This window comes from Rhodococcus pyridinivorans, from assembly GCF_900105195.1.
GTDB classification, from domain to species: Bacteria; Actinomycetota; Actinomycetes; order Mycobacteriales; family Mycobacteriaceae; genus Rhodococcus; species Rhodococcus pyridinivorans.
The window spans coordinates 2542856-2558203 of record NZ_FNRX01000002.1 but is presented as its reverse complement, the minus strand read 5'-3'; the positions used below and the strand labels follow the sequence as shown (position 1 = coordinate 2558203).

Genomic DNA, 15348 nt, shown 5'->3' with positions numbered 1-15348 from the left:
AGACAGCGACAACACGCATCATCCGAGATCCCGTGAGTAGTGCACGGCGAGGGCTTCCGCCCCCGACGGAGTGACGGTCCGGGTTCGGTCACCGCGGATGTAACCACACCGCTCGAGCACGCGCTGTGATGCTTCGTTCTCGGGGAGGGTGCGCGCGGTCAGGCGAAGTAATCCGCTGCGCCGCGCGAGCTCGGCCGCAAGTTCGAGTGCATCGGCAGCGAGCCCTTCCCCACGACCGTGCGGATGCAACCAGAATCCGACTTCTGCCTCCTCGTCGGCGATGTCGAACAACACCAGGCTACCGGCAAAGCGATCGGTCTCCGGATCGGCGATCGTCAGTACGGCCAGATCTCCGCGCTCCAGCCCGTGCCGAATCGCGCCGTCTATCAACGCTGCGACGGACGCTTCCGTATACGCCGGTTCGGGCAGGTGCGCGTACCGGCGCACGAGTGGATCTGCCGTCCCGGCGGCGTAGGCGGCCGCGTCGTCGCCGATCATCGCCCGCAGCTGTGCTCGGTCGTTGCGTAACGGCAGCAGTCGAGTATTCAGCATGCACACGAAGTTACATCGTTCGGTCGCCGTAACTTTCGCGAATCGGTCGCGCAGTCGGCCCGGCACGATCCGAGACGCGCCACGGTAGGTCAGCGTTGTTCGCTCATCACCGAGTCGACGGTCCCGTGGCGCGAGCACCGTGCCCACCACCCGTCCGGCGCGATCTGGACGATCATCCGGCGACCGCACTGCGCGCAGAAGCGCGGCGGTTCGAGCCCGAGTTGCACTGCTGTGGAACGGGTTCGGATCGTCCCGTCGACGATCGCTTCGCCGGTGAACGGATCGAACATCAGATCGTCTCGCCGAGGGCCTTGATCGGCATCTTGAGTTCGCCGAGCAGATCGAGGTCGGTCTCTGCCGGTCGGCCGAGCGTGGTGAGGTAGTTGCCGACGATGACGGCGTTGATCCCGCCGAGGATCCCCTTCTGCGCGCCGAGGTCGCCGAGCGTGATCTCGCGGCCACCGGCGAACCGGAGGATGGTGCGCGGCAACGCCAATCGGAAGGCCGCCACCGCCTTGAGCGCCTCGGTGGCGGGCAGCACCTCGAGATCCCCGAAAGGGGTGCCGGGGCGCGGATTGAGGAAATTCAGCGGCACCTCGTCGGGTTCGAGCGCCGCGAGGTCGGCTGCGAATTCGGCTCGCTGCTCGACGGTTTCACCCATTCCGAGGATGCCTCCGCAGCACACCTCCATACCCGCCTCGCGGACCATGCGCAGCGTCTCGAAGCGCTCCTCCCAGGTGTGGGTGGTGACGACATTCGGGAAGTGCGAGCGGGCGGTCTCGAGGTTGTGGTTGTAGCGGTGCACACCCATCGCGACGAGTCGGTCGACCTGTTCCTGGGTGAGCATGCCGAGCGAGCACGCGATCTGGATGTCGACCTCGTTGCGGATCGCCTCGATACCGGCCGCGACCTGCGCGAGGAGGCGTTCGTCGGGTCCGCGTACGGCCGCGACGATGCAGAACTCGGTGGCTCCGGTCTTGGCGGTCTGCTTCGCGGCCTCGACGAGCGACGGGATGTCGAGCCGGGCGGCCCGCACCGGGGAGGCGAACAGGCCGGACTGCGAGCAGAAATGGCAGTCCTCTGGGCAGCCACCGGTCTTGAGGCTGATGATCCCCTCGACCTCGACCTCCGGTCCGCACCACGCCATGCGCACGTCGTGGGCGACCGCCAGCAGGTCGTCGATGCGATCGTCCGGCAGCTGCAGGACCTCGAGGGTCTGGTCGCGGTCGAAACCGATGCCGCGACGGAGCACCTGGTCGCGAGCGATGTCGAGGATGTCGGTGCGGGCGGGCTCCTGGGTCACTGCCGTCTCCTGGGGTGGCGAGAACTTGAACATCGTTCAATTGAACAGCGTTCAGGTTAGGGCGAAGCGTCCGATAGTGTCAAAGGCACGAATCCTTCGGTTCGGATCCCCGGTGGCGCGGTACCGCCGCGGGCAGTGGGAGAAGCGGGAGCAGAAGAGCAGTGCAGTTGCGACGCGGCGACGTCCTCGACGGCGCCATGGCGATCCTCGACGAGTACGGGCTCGGCGACCTGACGATGCGCAAGCTCGCGTCGTCGCTCGGCGTCCAGCCCGGTGCGTTGTACTGGCACTTCCCGAACAAGCAGACCCTGCTCGGCGCCATGGCGGACCGCATCCTCGATGGTGTCGACGAGCCGCCCGCGAGCGATGTCTGGGACGACGCCCTCTCCGAGCTGGCGCACCGTTTCCGCGCCGCGCTGCTCGCCCATCGCGACGGCGCCGAACTCGTCGCCTCGAGCTACGCCTCCCGGCTGACCACTTCCCGGGCCCGCGACGCCTTCGTGGCCACCGCCGAACGTGCGGGTCTGTCCCGGGCGTACGCAGAACTGACCGGCTACGCGCTGCTGCACTACGTGCTCGGCCACACCGTCGACGAGCAGTCCCGCGCGCAACTCGAGCAACTCGGTGCGCTCACGCGCGCACCTCTCTCCCCCGATGTCGCGACCGAACAGCCGGCCGAGGCCGACGACGACCTGCTCGACGGCGACCCCGCCGTCCGGTTCGAATTCGGTCTGCGGTTGTTCGTCGACGGCATCCGCGCACGTCTGGAGACCCGTGCGACATCCTGATCCCGCCGTTCCTGTCGGACCCGTCTCCTACCTTCGACGCTCGTGACCGCCCCCTGGACCCTCCAGCAGATCAACGCCGTCGCGCCCGATCCGTCCTCGATGACGGCTGCGCGCGGCGTCGCCTCCGCATGGCTCGAGACCGGTCACGACACCACCGCCCTGTGGGGACTGTGCCGCGGACGCGGCACCACGCCGTACCGCACGGCGATCGACCCGAGCGCTCCCGCCTACACGTGCACGTGCCCGAGCCGGAAGCTGCCCTGCAAGCACGCCCTGTCACTGCTCGTGCGCTGGTCCGAGGGTGCCGTGCCGGCCGCGCAGGCGCCCGACTTCGTGACCGGATGGCTCGCCGCCCGCATCGCGTCCACCACACTTCCCGCACCGGCGGACGAGCCGGTCAAGGCGCCCGACCCTGCGACCGCCCGGCGTCGCGCCGAGCGGGTCGCGGCAGGACTCGACGACCTCGACCGCTGGCTCACCGACCGCATCCGGCACGGCCTCGGGGCGGTGGATCACGGCTACGACATCTACGAGGCGATCGCTGCCCGCATGGTGGATGCCCAGGCTCCCGGCGCGGCGTCGGCACTGCGCGCTCTGGCCGCCGTCGTGAACGACGAAACCGATTGGCCCGCCAGGCTGCTCGAAGAGTATGCGCGCCTGCACGTCATGGCCGTGGCGTACCGGCAGCGCGACGAGCTGCCGAGGCCGCTCCTGCGTGCGCTGCAGACCCATCTCGGTTTCGGCACCCGCAGCGAGGAGGTCCGCGCCGAACCGGCTGTGCGCGACCGCTGGCAGGTCCTCGCCGTGCGCGTCACCGAGGAGAGCCGGATGTTCAACCGCAAGACGTGGCTTCGGGGGAGGTCGAGCGGACGCTGGGCGATCCTGCTCGACTTCGCTCATGGCACAGCGCGTTTCGCCACGCCCCTCCCCTTCCCCGGTTCGCTGGTCGACGCCGATCTGCACTTCTACCCCGGCGCGGCCCCACTGCGAGCCGTACTCGGCCGGCAGCACGGGGAGACGGAGCCGTTCACGACCCTGCCCGCCACCGGACTCGACGCTGCGCTGGACGAGTACGCCCGCATGCGCGGAGCAGATCCGTGGTTGCGCACCTGGCCCGTCCTGCTCGACGCGGTCACTCCCACCGACAGCGAGGACGGCTGGTACGTCGTCGACCCGTCCGGACGGGCACTGCCGCTGGCCGGTGACGACGACAGCCGCTGGCGGCTGCACGCCGTCGCGGGAGGCCGTCCCGTGACGGTCTGCGGCGACTGGGACGGAACCGCTCTCGCTCCCGTCTCACTGTTCACCGGAGGACAGGTGATGACCTGGTGACCGCCTTGCCCGAATCGCTGACGGCCGCAGCACTTCTCGGAACGGCACGCTCCGCTCCGGAGTTCGGCGCGCTGCACACGGCCGGTGCCGCGGGCGAACTCGCCGGAGACCCCGCCGCGACACTGCTCGCCGCTGCCGCCCTGGAGGCGACCTTCCTCACCGCCGCGACCGTGCCGGTGATCCGCGAGCTGCCGTCGCCGGCCCCGGACGACGACCGTCCCGTCCTGCCCGGCGCGGCTGCTGAACGCCTGCGCGCGCTGCTCGCCGTCCGCTCCCCGCTACTCGACGAATGGTTCGAGGTGGCGGCCCGGCTCCGCGCGTCGCACGACATCGTGGTCGACCTGTTGATCGTCGCGACCACCGACGCGGTGCACCGCGACCGGCTGATCGCTCTCACCGGCGCCCGCGGGCGCTGGGTGGCCGCGCGCCACCCGGAATGGGCCGATCTGCTGCCACCCGACCCGCTCGACGACACGCCCTGGCACGTCGGTCCGCCCGCCCGGCGACGCCGATGGTTCGAGGTGCTCCGCGCACACGATCCGGCCGCGGCGACAGCCACGCTCGCGGCGTCATGGGGTGCGCAGACCGCCGCCCAGCGGGCCGAGCTCGTCGCCCTGCTCGCGGTCGGTCTCGGCCCGCACGACGAGGACCTGCTCGAGCGCGCCCTCGACGACCGTAGCCGCAAGGTTCGCGCCGTCGCGCTCGACCTTCTTCCCCGCCTCCCCGACTCCGCGTTCGCGCGACGCATGGCCGAACGAGTGCGGCAATGGCTGCTCGTCGACGGCTCGACCGTCACCCTCGCCGTCCCCGAACGGCCGGACGAGAGCGCACTCCGCGACGGTCTCTCCGACGGTCCGGCCCGCGATCTGCTGGTGGCGGCAGTCGCGGCCGCTCCGCTGTCGGTGTGGCGCGAGCACGTCGGAGACGGGGTGCTGCCGGAGTTCGACGTCGACGACGCCCTCCGCACGGCACTGACGAACGCGTGGGGCCGCGCGGCGGTCCGGCAACGCGACAGCGGATGGGCCGCGGCGTTGCTGCGACGCGACGGCACCGGCGACACATCGGTCGCCCGGGTCGTACCTCGCGACATCCTGCTCACGCACCTGCGCGAGGCGTCGCCGCCCGCGGTTCTCGACGACGCGTTGCTCGCCGCGCTCCCGGCGCCGTGGCCGCGCGATGTCGCCGAGAAGGTGCTCACCGCGCTGTACACGAAGCTGACGACCACCCGTCTGGTGCGCGACGTCCTGACGCTGCTCGCCCACCGGGCACCGTTCGAGCTGGCCGATCTGCTGGCCGACGCCGCGAACCGCACCGACGATCTCGGTCGCCTGCACCTGTTCGCGAGCGCAGCCGACACCCTGACCCTCCGCAAGACGATCCACGAGGAGCTGAGTTGACCGACTTCGAGTCGACCCCTGCAGTTGTCGGCACCGACGAGGCCGCGATGCCCGAGACGGGCACGTCCGAGACCGCCGGGTCCGGCACCGACCTGCTGCGCCCACACGCCGAGCAGCAGTACGCGCACGAACTCGCGGCGCTCGCGCGACTCGACGACCGGCCGCGCCCGCCGTCGTGGCAACTGTCCCCGTGGGCGGTGGTGACCTATCTGCTCGGCGGCGAACTGCCCGACGGCACCGTGATCACCCCGAAGTACGTCGGTCCGCGCCGGTTGATCGAGGTTGCCGTGGCGACCCTGGCGACCGACCGGGCACTGTTGCTGCTCGGTGTGCCGGGTACCGCGAAGACCTGGGTGTCGGAGCATCTCGCCGCCGCGATCAGCGGTTCGTCGACCCGGCTCGTGCAGGGAACGGCGGGTACGACCGAGGAGTCGGTGCGGTACGGCTGGAACTACGCGCGGCTGCTCGCCGAAGGGCCGAGCGCCGACGCGCTGGTCGCCTCCCCGGTCATGACCGCGATGCGCGACGGCGCCGTGGCACGGATCGAGGAACTCACCCGCATCCCCGCCGACGTGCAGGATGCGCTGATCACCGTCCTGTCGGAGAAGACGCTTCCCGTCCCCGAACTCGGCATCGAGGTGCAGGCGACGAAGGGGTTCAACGTCATCGCCACCGCCAACGATCGCGACCGCGGGGTCAACGACCTGTCGTCCGCGCTGCGTCGACGGTTCAACACCGTCGTGTTGCCGTTGCCGGCGAGCGAGGAGGACGAGGTCGCGATCGTCACCCGCCGCGTCGAACAGCTCGGCACCGCACTCGAACTTCCCACCGTGCCTGCGGCCGCGGAGGAGATCCGCCGCGTCGTCACGGTGTTCCGGGAGTTGCGCAGCGGCGTCACCACCGACGGCCGGACCAAGCTGAAGTCCCCGTCGGGCACGCTGTCCACCGCCGAGGCGATCTCGGTGGTCACGGGCGGCCTGGCGTTGTCGGCGCACTTCGGTGACGGGGTGCTTCGGCCCTCCGACGTTGCGGCCGGAATCCTGGGGTCGGTGGTCAAGGACCCTGTCTCCGATCGGGTGGTCTGGAACGAATATCTCGAGGCCGTCGTCCGAGAACGCGGCGACTGGACCGACTTCTACCGGGCGTGCCGGGAGATCACCGGGTGACCGACGCTCTCTTCGACCGCGCGGATGCGCCCGCGGAGATCCGGGTCTTCGGGATCCGGCACCACGGGCCGGGTTCGGCGCGTGCGGTCCTGCAGGCACTCGCGGAGTTCGAACCCGACACCGTCCTCATCGAGGGTCCGTCGGACGCCGATCCGGTGCTCCCGCTCACCGTGGCCGACGACATGGTGCCGCCGGTGGCATTGCTGGCCTACGCACGCGACGAACCGGCGCGGGCGGCGTTCTGGCCGTTCGCGGCCTTCTCCCCCGAATGGCAGGCCCTGCGCTGGGCGTACCTGCACGATGCCGACGTGCGGTTCTGCGACCTTCCAGCGTCGATGTCGCTCGGCGCGGAGCGCGAGGTCGGCGACCGCGCGACCGACAACCTGCTCGGCATACTCGCCCGCGCCGGCGGATACTCCGACTTCGAGCAGTGGTGGGACGCGGTGGTAGAGCACGGCACCGCACAGGCCTTCGACGAGATCACGGACGCGATGCGCGCGCTGCGCGAGGACGTCGGGATCGACGACCACACCGCGCGACGCGAGGCGCACATGCGGCAGGTGCTGCGCGCGACGGTCAAGGCCGGGGCCCGCGCGATCGCCGTGGTGTGCGGAGCGATGCACGCACCCGCACTGACCGGCCGGCTCGGACCGGCAGCGCCCGACGCGCGCCTGCTCAAGGGCATGCCCAAGGTCAAGACCACCCTCACGTGGGTGCCGTGGAGCCACTCCCGGTTGTCGCTGTCGTCGGGCTACGGCGCCGGCATCACCTCACCCGGCTGGTACCACCACCTGTTCACACAGCCCGCGGACACGACCGCACGCTGGTTCACCCGCGTGGCCCGTGTCCTGCGCGAGGAGGATCTACCCGTCTCGAGCGCCCACATCATCGAGGCGACACGTCTCGCCGACACGCTCGCGGCGTTGCGCGGTCGCGCGGTGGCCGGACTCGACGAGGTCGTCGAGGCGACGCGGTCGGTGCTGTGCGACGGCGAAGACGTCCTGCTCGGTCTCGTCTCCCGCCGGCTCGTCGTCGGTGAGGCACTCGGTTCCGTCTCCGAGGACACCCCCACCGTCCCGCTCGACACCGACCTGCAGCGGAATGCGAAGTCGTTGCGTCTCAAGCGGTCCGCCGAAGCCAGGCATCTCGATCTGGACCTGCGCCGGGAGATCGACGTCGCCCGGTCGCGACTGCTGCACCGCCTGGCGCTGCTCGGTATCGACTGGGGTAGACCGGCGGAGAGCGAGGTGCGCTCGACCGGCACCTTCCGCGAGACCTGGACGCTGCGGTGGGAACCGGAGTTGTCGGTGGCGATCGTCGAGGCGTCGCGGTGGGGCACGACGGTGGAATCCGCAGCGGGCGCCACAGTGGCCGACCGTGCCACTCGTTCCGGGATCGCGCTCGCCGACCTCACCGAACTGCTCGAACGGGCGTTGCTCGCCGACCTGCGGACCACGATCCCGTCGCTGGTGACGGCGATCGACGCGGCGGCTGCACTCGATCACGATGTGCTGCACCTGATGAGCGCCCTGCCGACCCTCGTGCGCACCGTCCGTTACGGCGATGTGCGGGGCACCGATCTGTCCTCCCTGGAACATGTCTGCGACGCCCTGCTCGCGCGTGTGTGCGCCGGTCTCCCGGCGGCGGTCACCGGTCTCGACCACGACGCCGCCGATGCACTGCGCACCGCGATCGACGACGTGCATCTCGCTCTCGCGCTGCGTGAGGACCCGACCGCGACCGTCCGATGGCTCGACACACTGACGTCGGTGAGCGATCGTGACGACATCGACGGTCTGCTCGTCGGCCGCACCACCCGGATGCTGCGCGACACCGGCCGACTCGGCGAGTACGAGGCGTCCGTGCGGGTCGCGCGAGCGTTGTCGGTGGGGTCATCGGCACCCGCGAAGGCGCGCTGGATCGACGGGTTCCTCGGCGGGGGCGGACTCCTGCTCGTCCACGACAGCGCACTGTTCGATCTCGTCGACGAGTGGATCAGCGGTCTCACCGACGACGATTTCGTCGACGTCCTGCCCGTCCTCCGGCGCACCTTCGGGTCGTTCGCCTTCGGTGAGCGACGCCTGCTCGGGCAGACGGTGCGGGGCGAACGCACCCGCCGCACGGAGGCACCGCCCGCCGTGGATCGCGGCCGGATCGCCCTGACCGCCACCGCGTCGATCCTGGGAGTGTCGGCATGACAACCGAATCCGGAGACACCGAACGTTTGCGCCGCTGGCGGCTCGCACTCGGCGAGGCCGCCGAGGACTCGACGGGCTCCCTGTCCTCGGCCGACGACAGCGCCATGGACGCCGCGCTCGCCGCGCTGTACGACACCGCGCCCGGCGACGGCACCGCACCGCGCACCGCAGGTCTCGGCGCGTCCGCGCCCCGGGTGGCGCGCTGGCTCGGCGACATCCGCACCTACTTCCCGACATCCGTCGTCCAGGTGATGCAGCGCGACGCGGTGGATCGGCTCGGGTTGACCCGGCTGCTCCTCGAACCCGAGATGCTCGAGGCCGTCGAACCGGACGTGCATCTCGTGGGCACGTTGCTGAGCCTGAACCGCGTGATGCCGGAGACCACCAAGGCGACGGCACGGACGGTCGTCGAGAAGGTCGTGCGCGAGATCGAGGCTCGCATCGCGCAGCACACCCGTGCCGCCGTCACGGGTGCGCTCGACCGGTCGTCGCGGACGTCGAACCCGAAACTCCGCGACATCGACTGGGATCGCACGATCCGCGCGAACCTGGCCCACTACCTGCCGGAGCATCGCACGGTGGTGCCCGAGAAGCTGGTGGGCTACGGGCGCCGCTCCCAGGCGGTGAAACGCGACGTGGTGCTCGCGGTGGACCAGTCCGGGTCGATGGCGTCGAGCGTGGTGTACGCGTCGGTGTTCGCGGCGGTCCTGGCGTCGATGCGGGCACTGCGCACCTCGTTGGTCGTCTTCGACACCGCGGTGGTGGACCTGACCGATAAGCTCGCCGACCCGGTGGACGTGCTGTTCGGCACCCAGCTCGGCGGCGGCACCGACATCAATCGGGCGATCGCCTACAGCAGGTCGCTGATCACGCGCCCGGCCGATTCGCTGTTCGTGCTCATCTCGGATCTGTACGAGGGCGGCATCCGCGCCGAGATGCTCTCGCGCATCCAGGAGATGCTCGCCGCGGGTGTGCAGGTCGTGGTGTTGCTGGCTCTGTCCGACGACGGGGCGCCGTCCTTCGACCGCGACAACGCGGCGGCACTCGCCGAACTCGGAGTTCCTGCCTTCGCGTGCACGCCCGACCGTTTCCCGGAACTGCTCGCCGTCGCGCTCGAGCGGGGTGACGTCGGACGCTGGTCGCAGTCGTTCTGACCGCCTGACCGACCCGGACTGCGTGAGGATCCGGGTTCAGTGGGCCGGTTTTTCCGACGAGTCGACCGCCGCGTCACCGTCCTCCTCGGCGTACCGTTCGAGCAGCGCGATCTCGGCCGAGCGTGAGGGGAACGCAAGGGCCACCAGCGCCGCTCCGACCAGCACGATCGCGATCGCGGCCGTGTAGGCGCGGGTGTCGCCGTCGAGGAAGGCCGACCGCGCGGCCTCGATGATCTGCTGCGCGTACTGCGGATAGTGCTCGGCGATCCCGACGGCACCCGCGAACGACTTCTCCAGTGCGGTCTCGGTCTGCTCGTCGACGGCCGTGGCCTGAGGACTCGCCGCGATCGTCGCGGCGAGGGAGGCCGAGTATCCGGCGGTGAGCAGGGCGCCGAGGATCGACTGGACGATCGCGCCACCGAGATCGCGTTGCAGATCGGCCGTGCCGGAGGCCATCCCGGCACGGGCGACCGGCACCGAGCCGGTGAGCGAATGCGAGGCCGGGGTACCGGCGAGACCGACACCGGCTCCGAGACACATGTATCCGAGGGCGATCACCCAGTAATGCGCGTCCTCGTCCCAGAGCATCAGTGCGACGACGAGTCCGGCCACGATCGCCACGTAACCGGACAGCAGCGTGAAACGGGAGCCGCGCGACCCGACGAGTTTCGCCGACTGCGGCGCCACCAGCACCATCACGAAAGCGGCGGGCAGCGCCGCCGATCCAGCTGCGAGAGTCGAGTAGCCGAGCACGTTCTGCAGGTACTGCTGACTGATGTACATCGTGCCCATCAGGGTGCCGAACACGATGATGCCCGCGACGGCCGCGACCCAGAACACGCGACGCCGGGCGACCCGCAGGTCGAACAGGGGGTTCGCCGCTCGCAGCTGGCGCATGACGAAGAGGATCACCGCGACGAGAGCGATCACGAGAGCGGACACCGCGATGGTCTCCATCCCGTCGACGGGCACGAAGTTGATGCCGAGGACGAGCGAGCCGACCAACACGATCGAGACCACACCGCCGAGATGATCGACCGGATCGGTCGATTCGTTGACGTGGCTGGGCACGAATATCCAGGTCAGGGCGAAAGCGATCAGCGCGAGCGGAATCGTCACCAGGAAAACCGAACCCCAGAAGAACTGTTCGAGCAGGGTGCCGGCGACGAGCGGGCCGAGCGCGGTCAGGCCACCACCGATCGACGACCACAACGCGATCGCGCGCGTGCGGGCTGCGCCCGACCACAGTGCAGTGATAAGGGCGAGAGTGGTGGGGAACGCCAGACCGGCGGAGAGACCGCCGAGCACCCGCGCCGCGAACAGCACCTCGGTGCTCGGCGCGAACCCGGCGACCGCCGAGGCGGGAACCGACAACGCCATGCCGAGCAGCAGCATCGTCTTGCGTCCGTAACGGTCGCCGACGGCACCGAGGTAGAGCACGGACGCGGCGAGACCGACGGAATAGCCGACTGCGACGAGGTTGAGCTGGGTCTGGCTCGCGTCGAACGCCTTCCCGATCTCGGGCAGTGCCACGTTCGCGACGGCGAGGTTCGAATTCGCCACGGCGGCGACGAGGATCAAGGAGGCCAGCACCGGTTTCGCCCGTGCCGGCCGACCGTCGTCAGGTCGGGTCACGGACACATAGTGCGCGCTCGAGCGGCTGCCCTGCGCGGTTTCCGGCGGGTTTTCACCTTCGGTCACCCCGCCGGGTTAGGATCGCCTCACTTGTTGTTCGACAGACTCGAGGCCCGTCATGACACGCCGATCCGCTGCGTTGCTCCGTTCCGCCGCTCTGTTCACGGCCACCGCGATCGTGCTGACCGCGTGCGGATCGTCCGACACGGAGTCCGACTCCGGTTCGGCACCGGCCGACGGCGCCTTCCCCGTCACGGTCGACACGAAGTTCGGGGAGGTCACCATCGAGTCCGCCCCCGAACGCGTCGCGGCTCTGGGCTGGGGCGACGCCGAAACTGCACTGGCACTCGGCGTTCAGCCGGTGGCGGCGAGTGACTGGCTCGCCTTCGGCGGCGACGGCGTGGGGCCGTGGGCGCAGGGGCTGTACGACTCGCCGCCGGAGCTCATCGGCACGATCGAGCCGTCCTTCGAGATGCTCGCGGCGCAGGAGCCCGATCTGATCCTCGACACCAAGAGTTCCGGTGAGCCGGCCCGCTACGAGACGCTGTCGGGGATCGCCCCGACCGTCGGCGGCCCGGAAGGCAGCGACGCCTACCTCACGTCGCTCGACGACCAGGTGGCCACCGTGGCAGCGGCGCTCGGTGTCCCGGACAAGGGTGCCGAACTGCTGTCGCAGATCGACGCGGATTTCGCGCAGGCCGCCGCCGACAATCCCGAGTTCGCGGGCAAGACCGTCACCGTCGCCTCCTACACGTCGGAGGGGTGGGGCGCCTACGTCGTCGGCGACTCGCGCGTCGACTTCATGACCGAGCTCGGCTTCGTGAACAATCCGCAGGTGCAGGCCGCGGCGACGGACGACTTCTTCATCACAGTCTCCGACGAGAACCTGGACATGCTCGACTCCGACCTGCTGATCGTGCTGCCGATCTACGTGCCGGCCGCCGAGGTGACCGACAATCCGGTCTTCCAGCAGATCCCGGCGGTGCGCGACGGCCGGTTCCTCGTGCTCGACAGCGATTCCCACATCTCCGCGGCGTTCTCGACGAACTCGGTGCTGTCGGTGCCGTTCGCGCTCGACGAGCTGGTTCCGCTGGTCGCCGAACGCGTGAACTGAGCCGGTCCCTGCGTCCGGCCCGGTCCCTGCTCCCTGCTCAGCGCCGGAACAGCTTGTTGCCGAGCCACACGATCGGGTCGTAGCGGCGGCCGGCGACGCGTTCCTTCATCGGGATCAGCGCGTTGTCGGTGATGTGGATGTTCTCCGGGCACACCTCGGTGCAGCACTTGGTGATGTTGCACATACCCAGGCCGTGCTCGTCCTGCGCGACGTCGCGCCGGTCGGCGACGTCGAGCGGGTGCATCTCGAGTTCCGCGATGCGCATGAGATAGCGGGGACCGGCGAAGACCTCCTTGTTCTCCTCGTGGTCGCGCACCACATGACAGACGTTCTGGCACAGATAGCATTCGATGCACTTGCGGAACTCCTGGGAGCGCTGCACGTCGACCTGCTGCATCCGGTACTCCCCCGGCGCCAGATCAGGAGGCGGCGCGAAAGCCGGTATCTCGCGTGCCTTGCGGTAGTTGAACGAGACATCGGTGACGAGATCTCGGATGATCGGGAAGGTGCGCATCGGGGTCACGGTGATCGTCGCGTCGGGATCGAACAGCGACATGCGGGTCATGCACGTCAGGCGCGGGCGACCGTCGACTTCCGCCGAACACGATCCGCACTTGCCCGCCTTGCAGTTCCAGCGCACGGCGAGATCCGGTGCCTGGGTGGCCTGCAGACGGTGCAGGATGTCGAGGACGACCTCCCCTTCGTTGACCTCGACGGTGTAGTCCCGCAGTTCCCCGCCGTCGGCGTCGCCCCGCCAGATCCTGAACGCCGCCTGGTGTCCCATCTCAACCCCTCCGTCCGGGATGATCCGCGAGTTCCTCGTCGGTGTAGTACTTCCCGAGTTCGTCGATGTCGAACAGCTCCAGCAGGTCGGGACGCATCGGTTGCTGCCGTTCGGCGGTGACCGTCACGGCGGGGACGAACGGGTCGCCGCCGTCCAGGCGACAGGCGAGCAGAGTGCGACGCCATTCGGAGTCCATCGACGGGTGGTCGTCGCGGGTATGTCCCCCGCGGCTCTCGGTGCGCTGCAACGCGGCCCGCGCGACGCACTCGCACACGAGGAGCATGTTCCGCAGGTCCAGGGCGAGATGCCAGCCCGGGTTGAACTGGCGGTGGCCCTCCACCGCGACGTTGCGGATCCGTGTGCGCAGGGTGTCGAGTTCGCGCAGGGCACGTTCGATCTCGTCCGCGCGCCGGATGATGCCCACGAGGTCCTGCATGACCTGCTGCAGGTCGGTGTGCAGGGTGTACGGGTTCTCGGCGCGATCGGTGTCGGCCGGATCGAAGGGCGAGAGCGCCGCACGGGCGGCGGCGTCGATGTCGGCGTCGCCGACGATCGGCCGCGAGGTGAGGCTCTGCACGTAGTCGGCGGCGCCGAGACCTGCCCGGCGACCGAAGACCAGCAGATCGGACAGCGAATTCCCGCCCAGCCGGTTCGATCCGTGCATGCCACCGGAACATTCCCCGGCGGCGAACAGCCCCGGGACTGCCGCAGCGGCGGTGTCGGGGTCGACCTCGATGCCGCCCATCACGTAGTGGCAGGTCGGGCCGACCTCCATGGCCTCGGCGGTGATGTCGACGTCGGCGAGTTCCTTGAACTGGTGATGCATCGACGGCAGGCGGCGCATGATCTCGTCGGCCGGCATCCGCGAGGCGATGTCGAGGAAGACTCCGCCGTGCGGAGTCCCCCGGCCGTCCTTGACCTCGGAGTTGATGGCGCGGGCGACCTCGTCGCGCGGGAGCAGGTCGGGCGTGCGGCGATTGTTCTCCTGGTCCTCGTACCAGCGGTCGGCCTCCTCCTCGGTCTCCGCGTACTGGCCTTTGAACACCGGCGGGATATAGGAGAACATGAACCGCTCCCCCTCGGAGTTCTTCAGCACTCCGCCGTCGCCTCGCACACCCTCGGTGACGAGGATGCCCTTCACGCTCGGCGGCCAGATCATCCCTGTCGGGTGGAACTGGACGAACTCCATGTTGATCAGGGTGGCGCCGGCACGCAGGGCGAGGGCGTGACCGTCGCCCGTGTACTCCCAGGAGTTCGACGTGACCTTCCACGACTTGCCGATACCACCGGTGGCGATGACGACCGCGGGCGCCTCGAACAACACGAAACGCCCGGTCTCGCGCCAGTATCCGAACGCACCGGCGATGCGTCCCTCGTCGTCCTTCAGCAGTTCGGTGATGGTGCATTCGGCGAAGACCCGCACCCGGGCCTCGTAGTCGCCGTGCTCGGCGTGGTCCGCCTGCTGCAGCGACACGATCTTCTGCTGCATCGTGCGGATGAGTTCGAGTCCGGTGCGGTCGCCGACGTGGGCGAGTCGCGGATAGGTGTGGCCGCCGAAGTTGCGCTGGCTGATCCGTCCGTCGGGGGTGCGGTCGAACAGCGCTCCGTAGGTCTCCAGCTCCCACACGCGGTCGGGGGCCTCGCGGGCGTGCAGTTCGGCCATCCGCCAGTTGTTGAGGAACTTGCCGCCGCGCATCGTGTCCTGGAAGTGCACCTGCCAGGAGTCGCGGGGGTTGGCATTGCCCATCGCGGCGGCACATCCGCCCTCGGCCATCACGGTGTGGGCCTTTCCGAACAGCGACTTGCACACCACGGCGACGGAGAAGCCGCGTTGCCGCGCCTCGATCACCGCGCGTAGCCCGGCGCCGCCTGCTCCGATCACGACGACGTCGACCTTGTGCCGTTCGACATCCACCATCCGTGTT

The 15348-nt window shown here is 69.6% G+C and carries 13 protein-coding genes; 7 read left to right on the top strand and 6 right to left on the bottom strand.

Features of this window, described 5'->3' with window-relative positions:
• Positions 1-18 precede the first annotated feature (18 nt).
• The 3 genes from BLV31_RS12230 to bioB all read right to left on the bottom strand — a co-directional run bounded on the left by BLV31_RS12230 (position 19) and on the right by bioB (position 1855).
• Positions 19-552 (bottom strand): GNAT family N-acetyltransferase, encoded by a 534-nt coding sequence (locus BLV31_RS12230; protein ID WP_064061498.1) that lies wholly within the window; start codon positions 550-552, stop codon positions 19-21.
• An 89-nt stretch (positions 553-641) separates the two neighbouring features.
• Complete coding sequence (bsaP, locus tag BLV31_RS12225) at positions 642-842, bottom strand: biotin synthase auxiliary protein BsaP (RefSeq protein ID WP_006554091.1); 201 nt, start codon at positions 840-842, stop codon at positions 642-644.
• Entirely contained in the window at positions 842-1855 is a 1014-nt protein-coding gene (bioB, locus tag BLV31_RS12220; protein WP_064061499.1) for a biotin synthase BioB, read from the bottom strand. The genes bsaP and bioB overlap by 1 nt, the downstream gene beginning before the upstream one ends.
• A 161-nt stretch (positions 1856-2016) precedes the next feature.
• On the opposite strand from bioB, the gene BLV31_RS12215 reads away from it, so the two are divergent.
• From BLV31_RS12215 to BLV31_RS12190, 6 genes are read left to right on the top strand one after another with little or no spacing between them, the layout of a single operon-like run.
• Positions 2017-2643 carry a TetR/AcrR family transcriptional regulator C-terminal domain-containing protein gene (locus BLV31_RS12215; RefSeq protein WP_064061500.1) on the top strand — a complete coding sequence of 209 codons (627 nt, stop codon included), beginning with the start codon at positions 2017-2019 and terminating at the stop codon, positions 2641-2643.
• Between the two features lie 42 nt (positions 2644-2685).
• Positions 2686-3975, top strand: coding sequence for an SWIM zinc finger family protein (locus tag BLV31_RS12210; RefSeq protein ID WP_064061501.1), 1290 nt, complete (start codon positions 2686-2688; stop codon positions 3973-3975).
• Positions 3972-5372 (top strand): DUF5691 domain-containing protein, encoded by a 1401-nt coding sequence (locus BLV31_RS12205; RefSeq protein WP_064061502.1) that lies wholly within the window; start codon positions 3972-3974, stop codon positions 5370-5372. The genes BLV31_RS12210 and BLV31_RS12205 overlap by 4 nt, the downstream gene beginning before the upstream one ends.
• Positions 5373-5419: 47 nt before the next feature.
• Positions 5420-6538: an ATP-binding protein gene (locus BLV31_RS12200; protein ID WP_064061528.1), complete on the top strand. Its 1119-nt coding sequence runs from the start codon at positions 5420-5422 to the stop codon at positions 6536-6538.
• A complete protein-coding gene (locus tag BLV31_RS12195; protein ID WP_064061503.1) occupies positions 6535-8736 on the top strand; it encodes a DUF5682 family protein in 2202 nt (733 codons plus the stop codon). The genes BLV31_RS12200 and BLV31_RS12195 overlap by 4 nt, the downstream gene beginning before the upstream one ends.
• Positions 8733-9890: a VWA domain-containing protein gene (locus tag BLV31_RS12190; RefSeq protein WP_064061504.1), complete on the top strand. Its 1158-nt coding sequence runs from the start codon at positions 8733-8735 to the stop codon at positions 9888-9890. Before BLV31_RS12195 ends, BLV31_RS12190 begins: the two co-directional genes overlap by 4 nt.
• A gap of 36 nt (positions 9891-9926) precedes the next feature.
• Here BLV31_RS12190 and BLV31_RS12185 read toward each other — a convergent pair whose 3' ends face one another.
• Positions 9927-11525 carry an MFS transporter gene (locus BLV31_RS12185; RefSeq protein ID WP_248846290.1) on the bottom strand — a complete coding sequence of 533 codons (1599 nt, stop codon included), beginning with the start codon at positions 11523-11525 and terminating at the stop codon, positions 9927-9929.
• A 118-nt stretch (positions 11526-11643) separates the two neighbouring features.
• Between BLV31_RS12185 and BLV31_RS12180 the strand changes: the two genes are divergently transcribed.
• The gene (locus BLV31_RS12180) at positions 11644-12639 is read left to right on the top strand and encodes an iron-siderophore ABC transporter substrate-binding protein (protein WP_064061506.1); all 996 of its coding nucleotides are present in this window, start codon (positions 11644-11646) and stop codon (positions 12637-12639) included.
• Between the two features lie 37 nt (positions 12640-12676).
• Here the strand turns inward: BLV31_RS12180 and BLV31_RS12175 are convergent, their stop codons facing one another.
• Entirely contained in the window at positions 12677-13423 is a 747-nt protein-coding gene (locus BLV31_RS12175) for a succinate dehydrogenase/fumarate reductase iron-sulfur subunit (RefSeq protein ID WP_033097626.1), read from the bottom strand.
• A 1-nt stretch (position 13424) separates the two neighbouring features.
• A complete protein-coding gene (locus BLV31_RS12170) occupies positions 13425-15341 on the bottom strand; it encodes a fumarate reductase/succinate dehydrogenase flavoprotein subunit (RefSeq protein ID WP_064061507.1) in 1917 nt (638 codons plus the stop codon).
• Between the last annotated feature and the right edge of the window lie 7 nt (positions 15342-15348).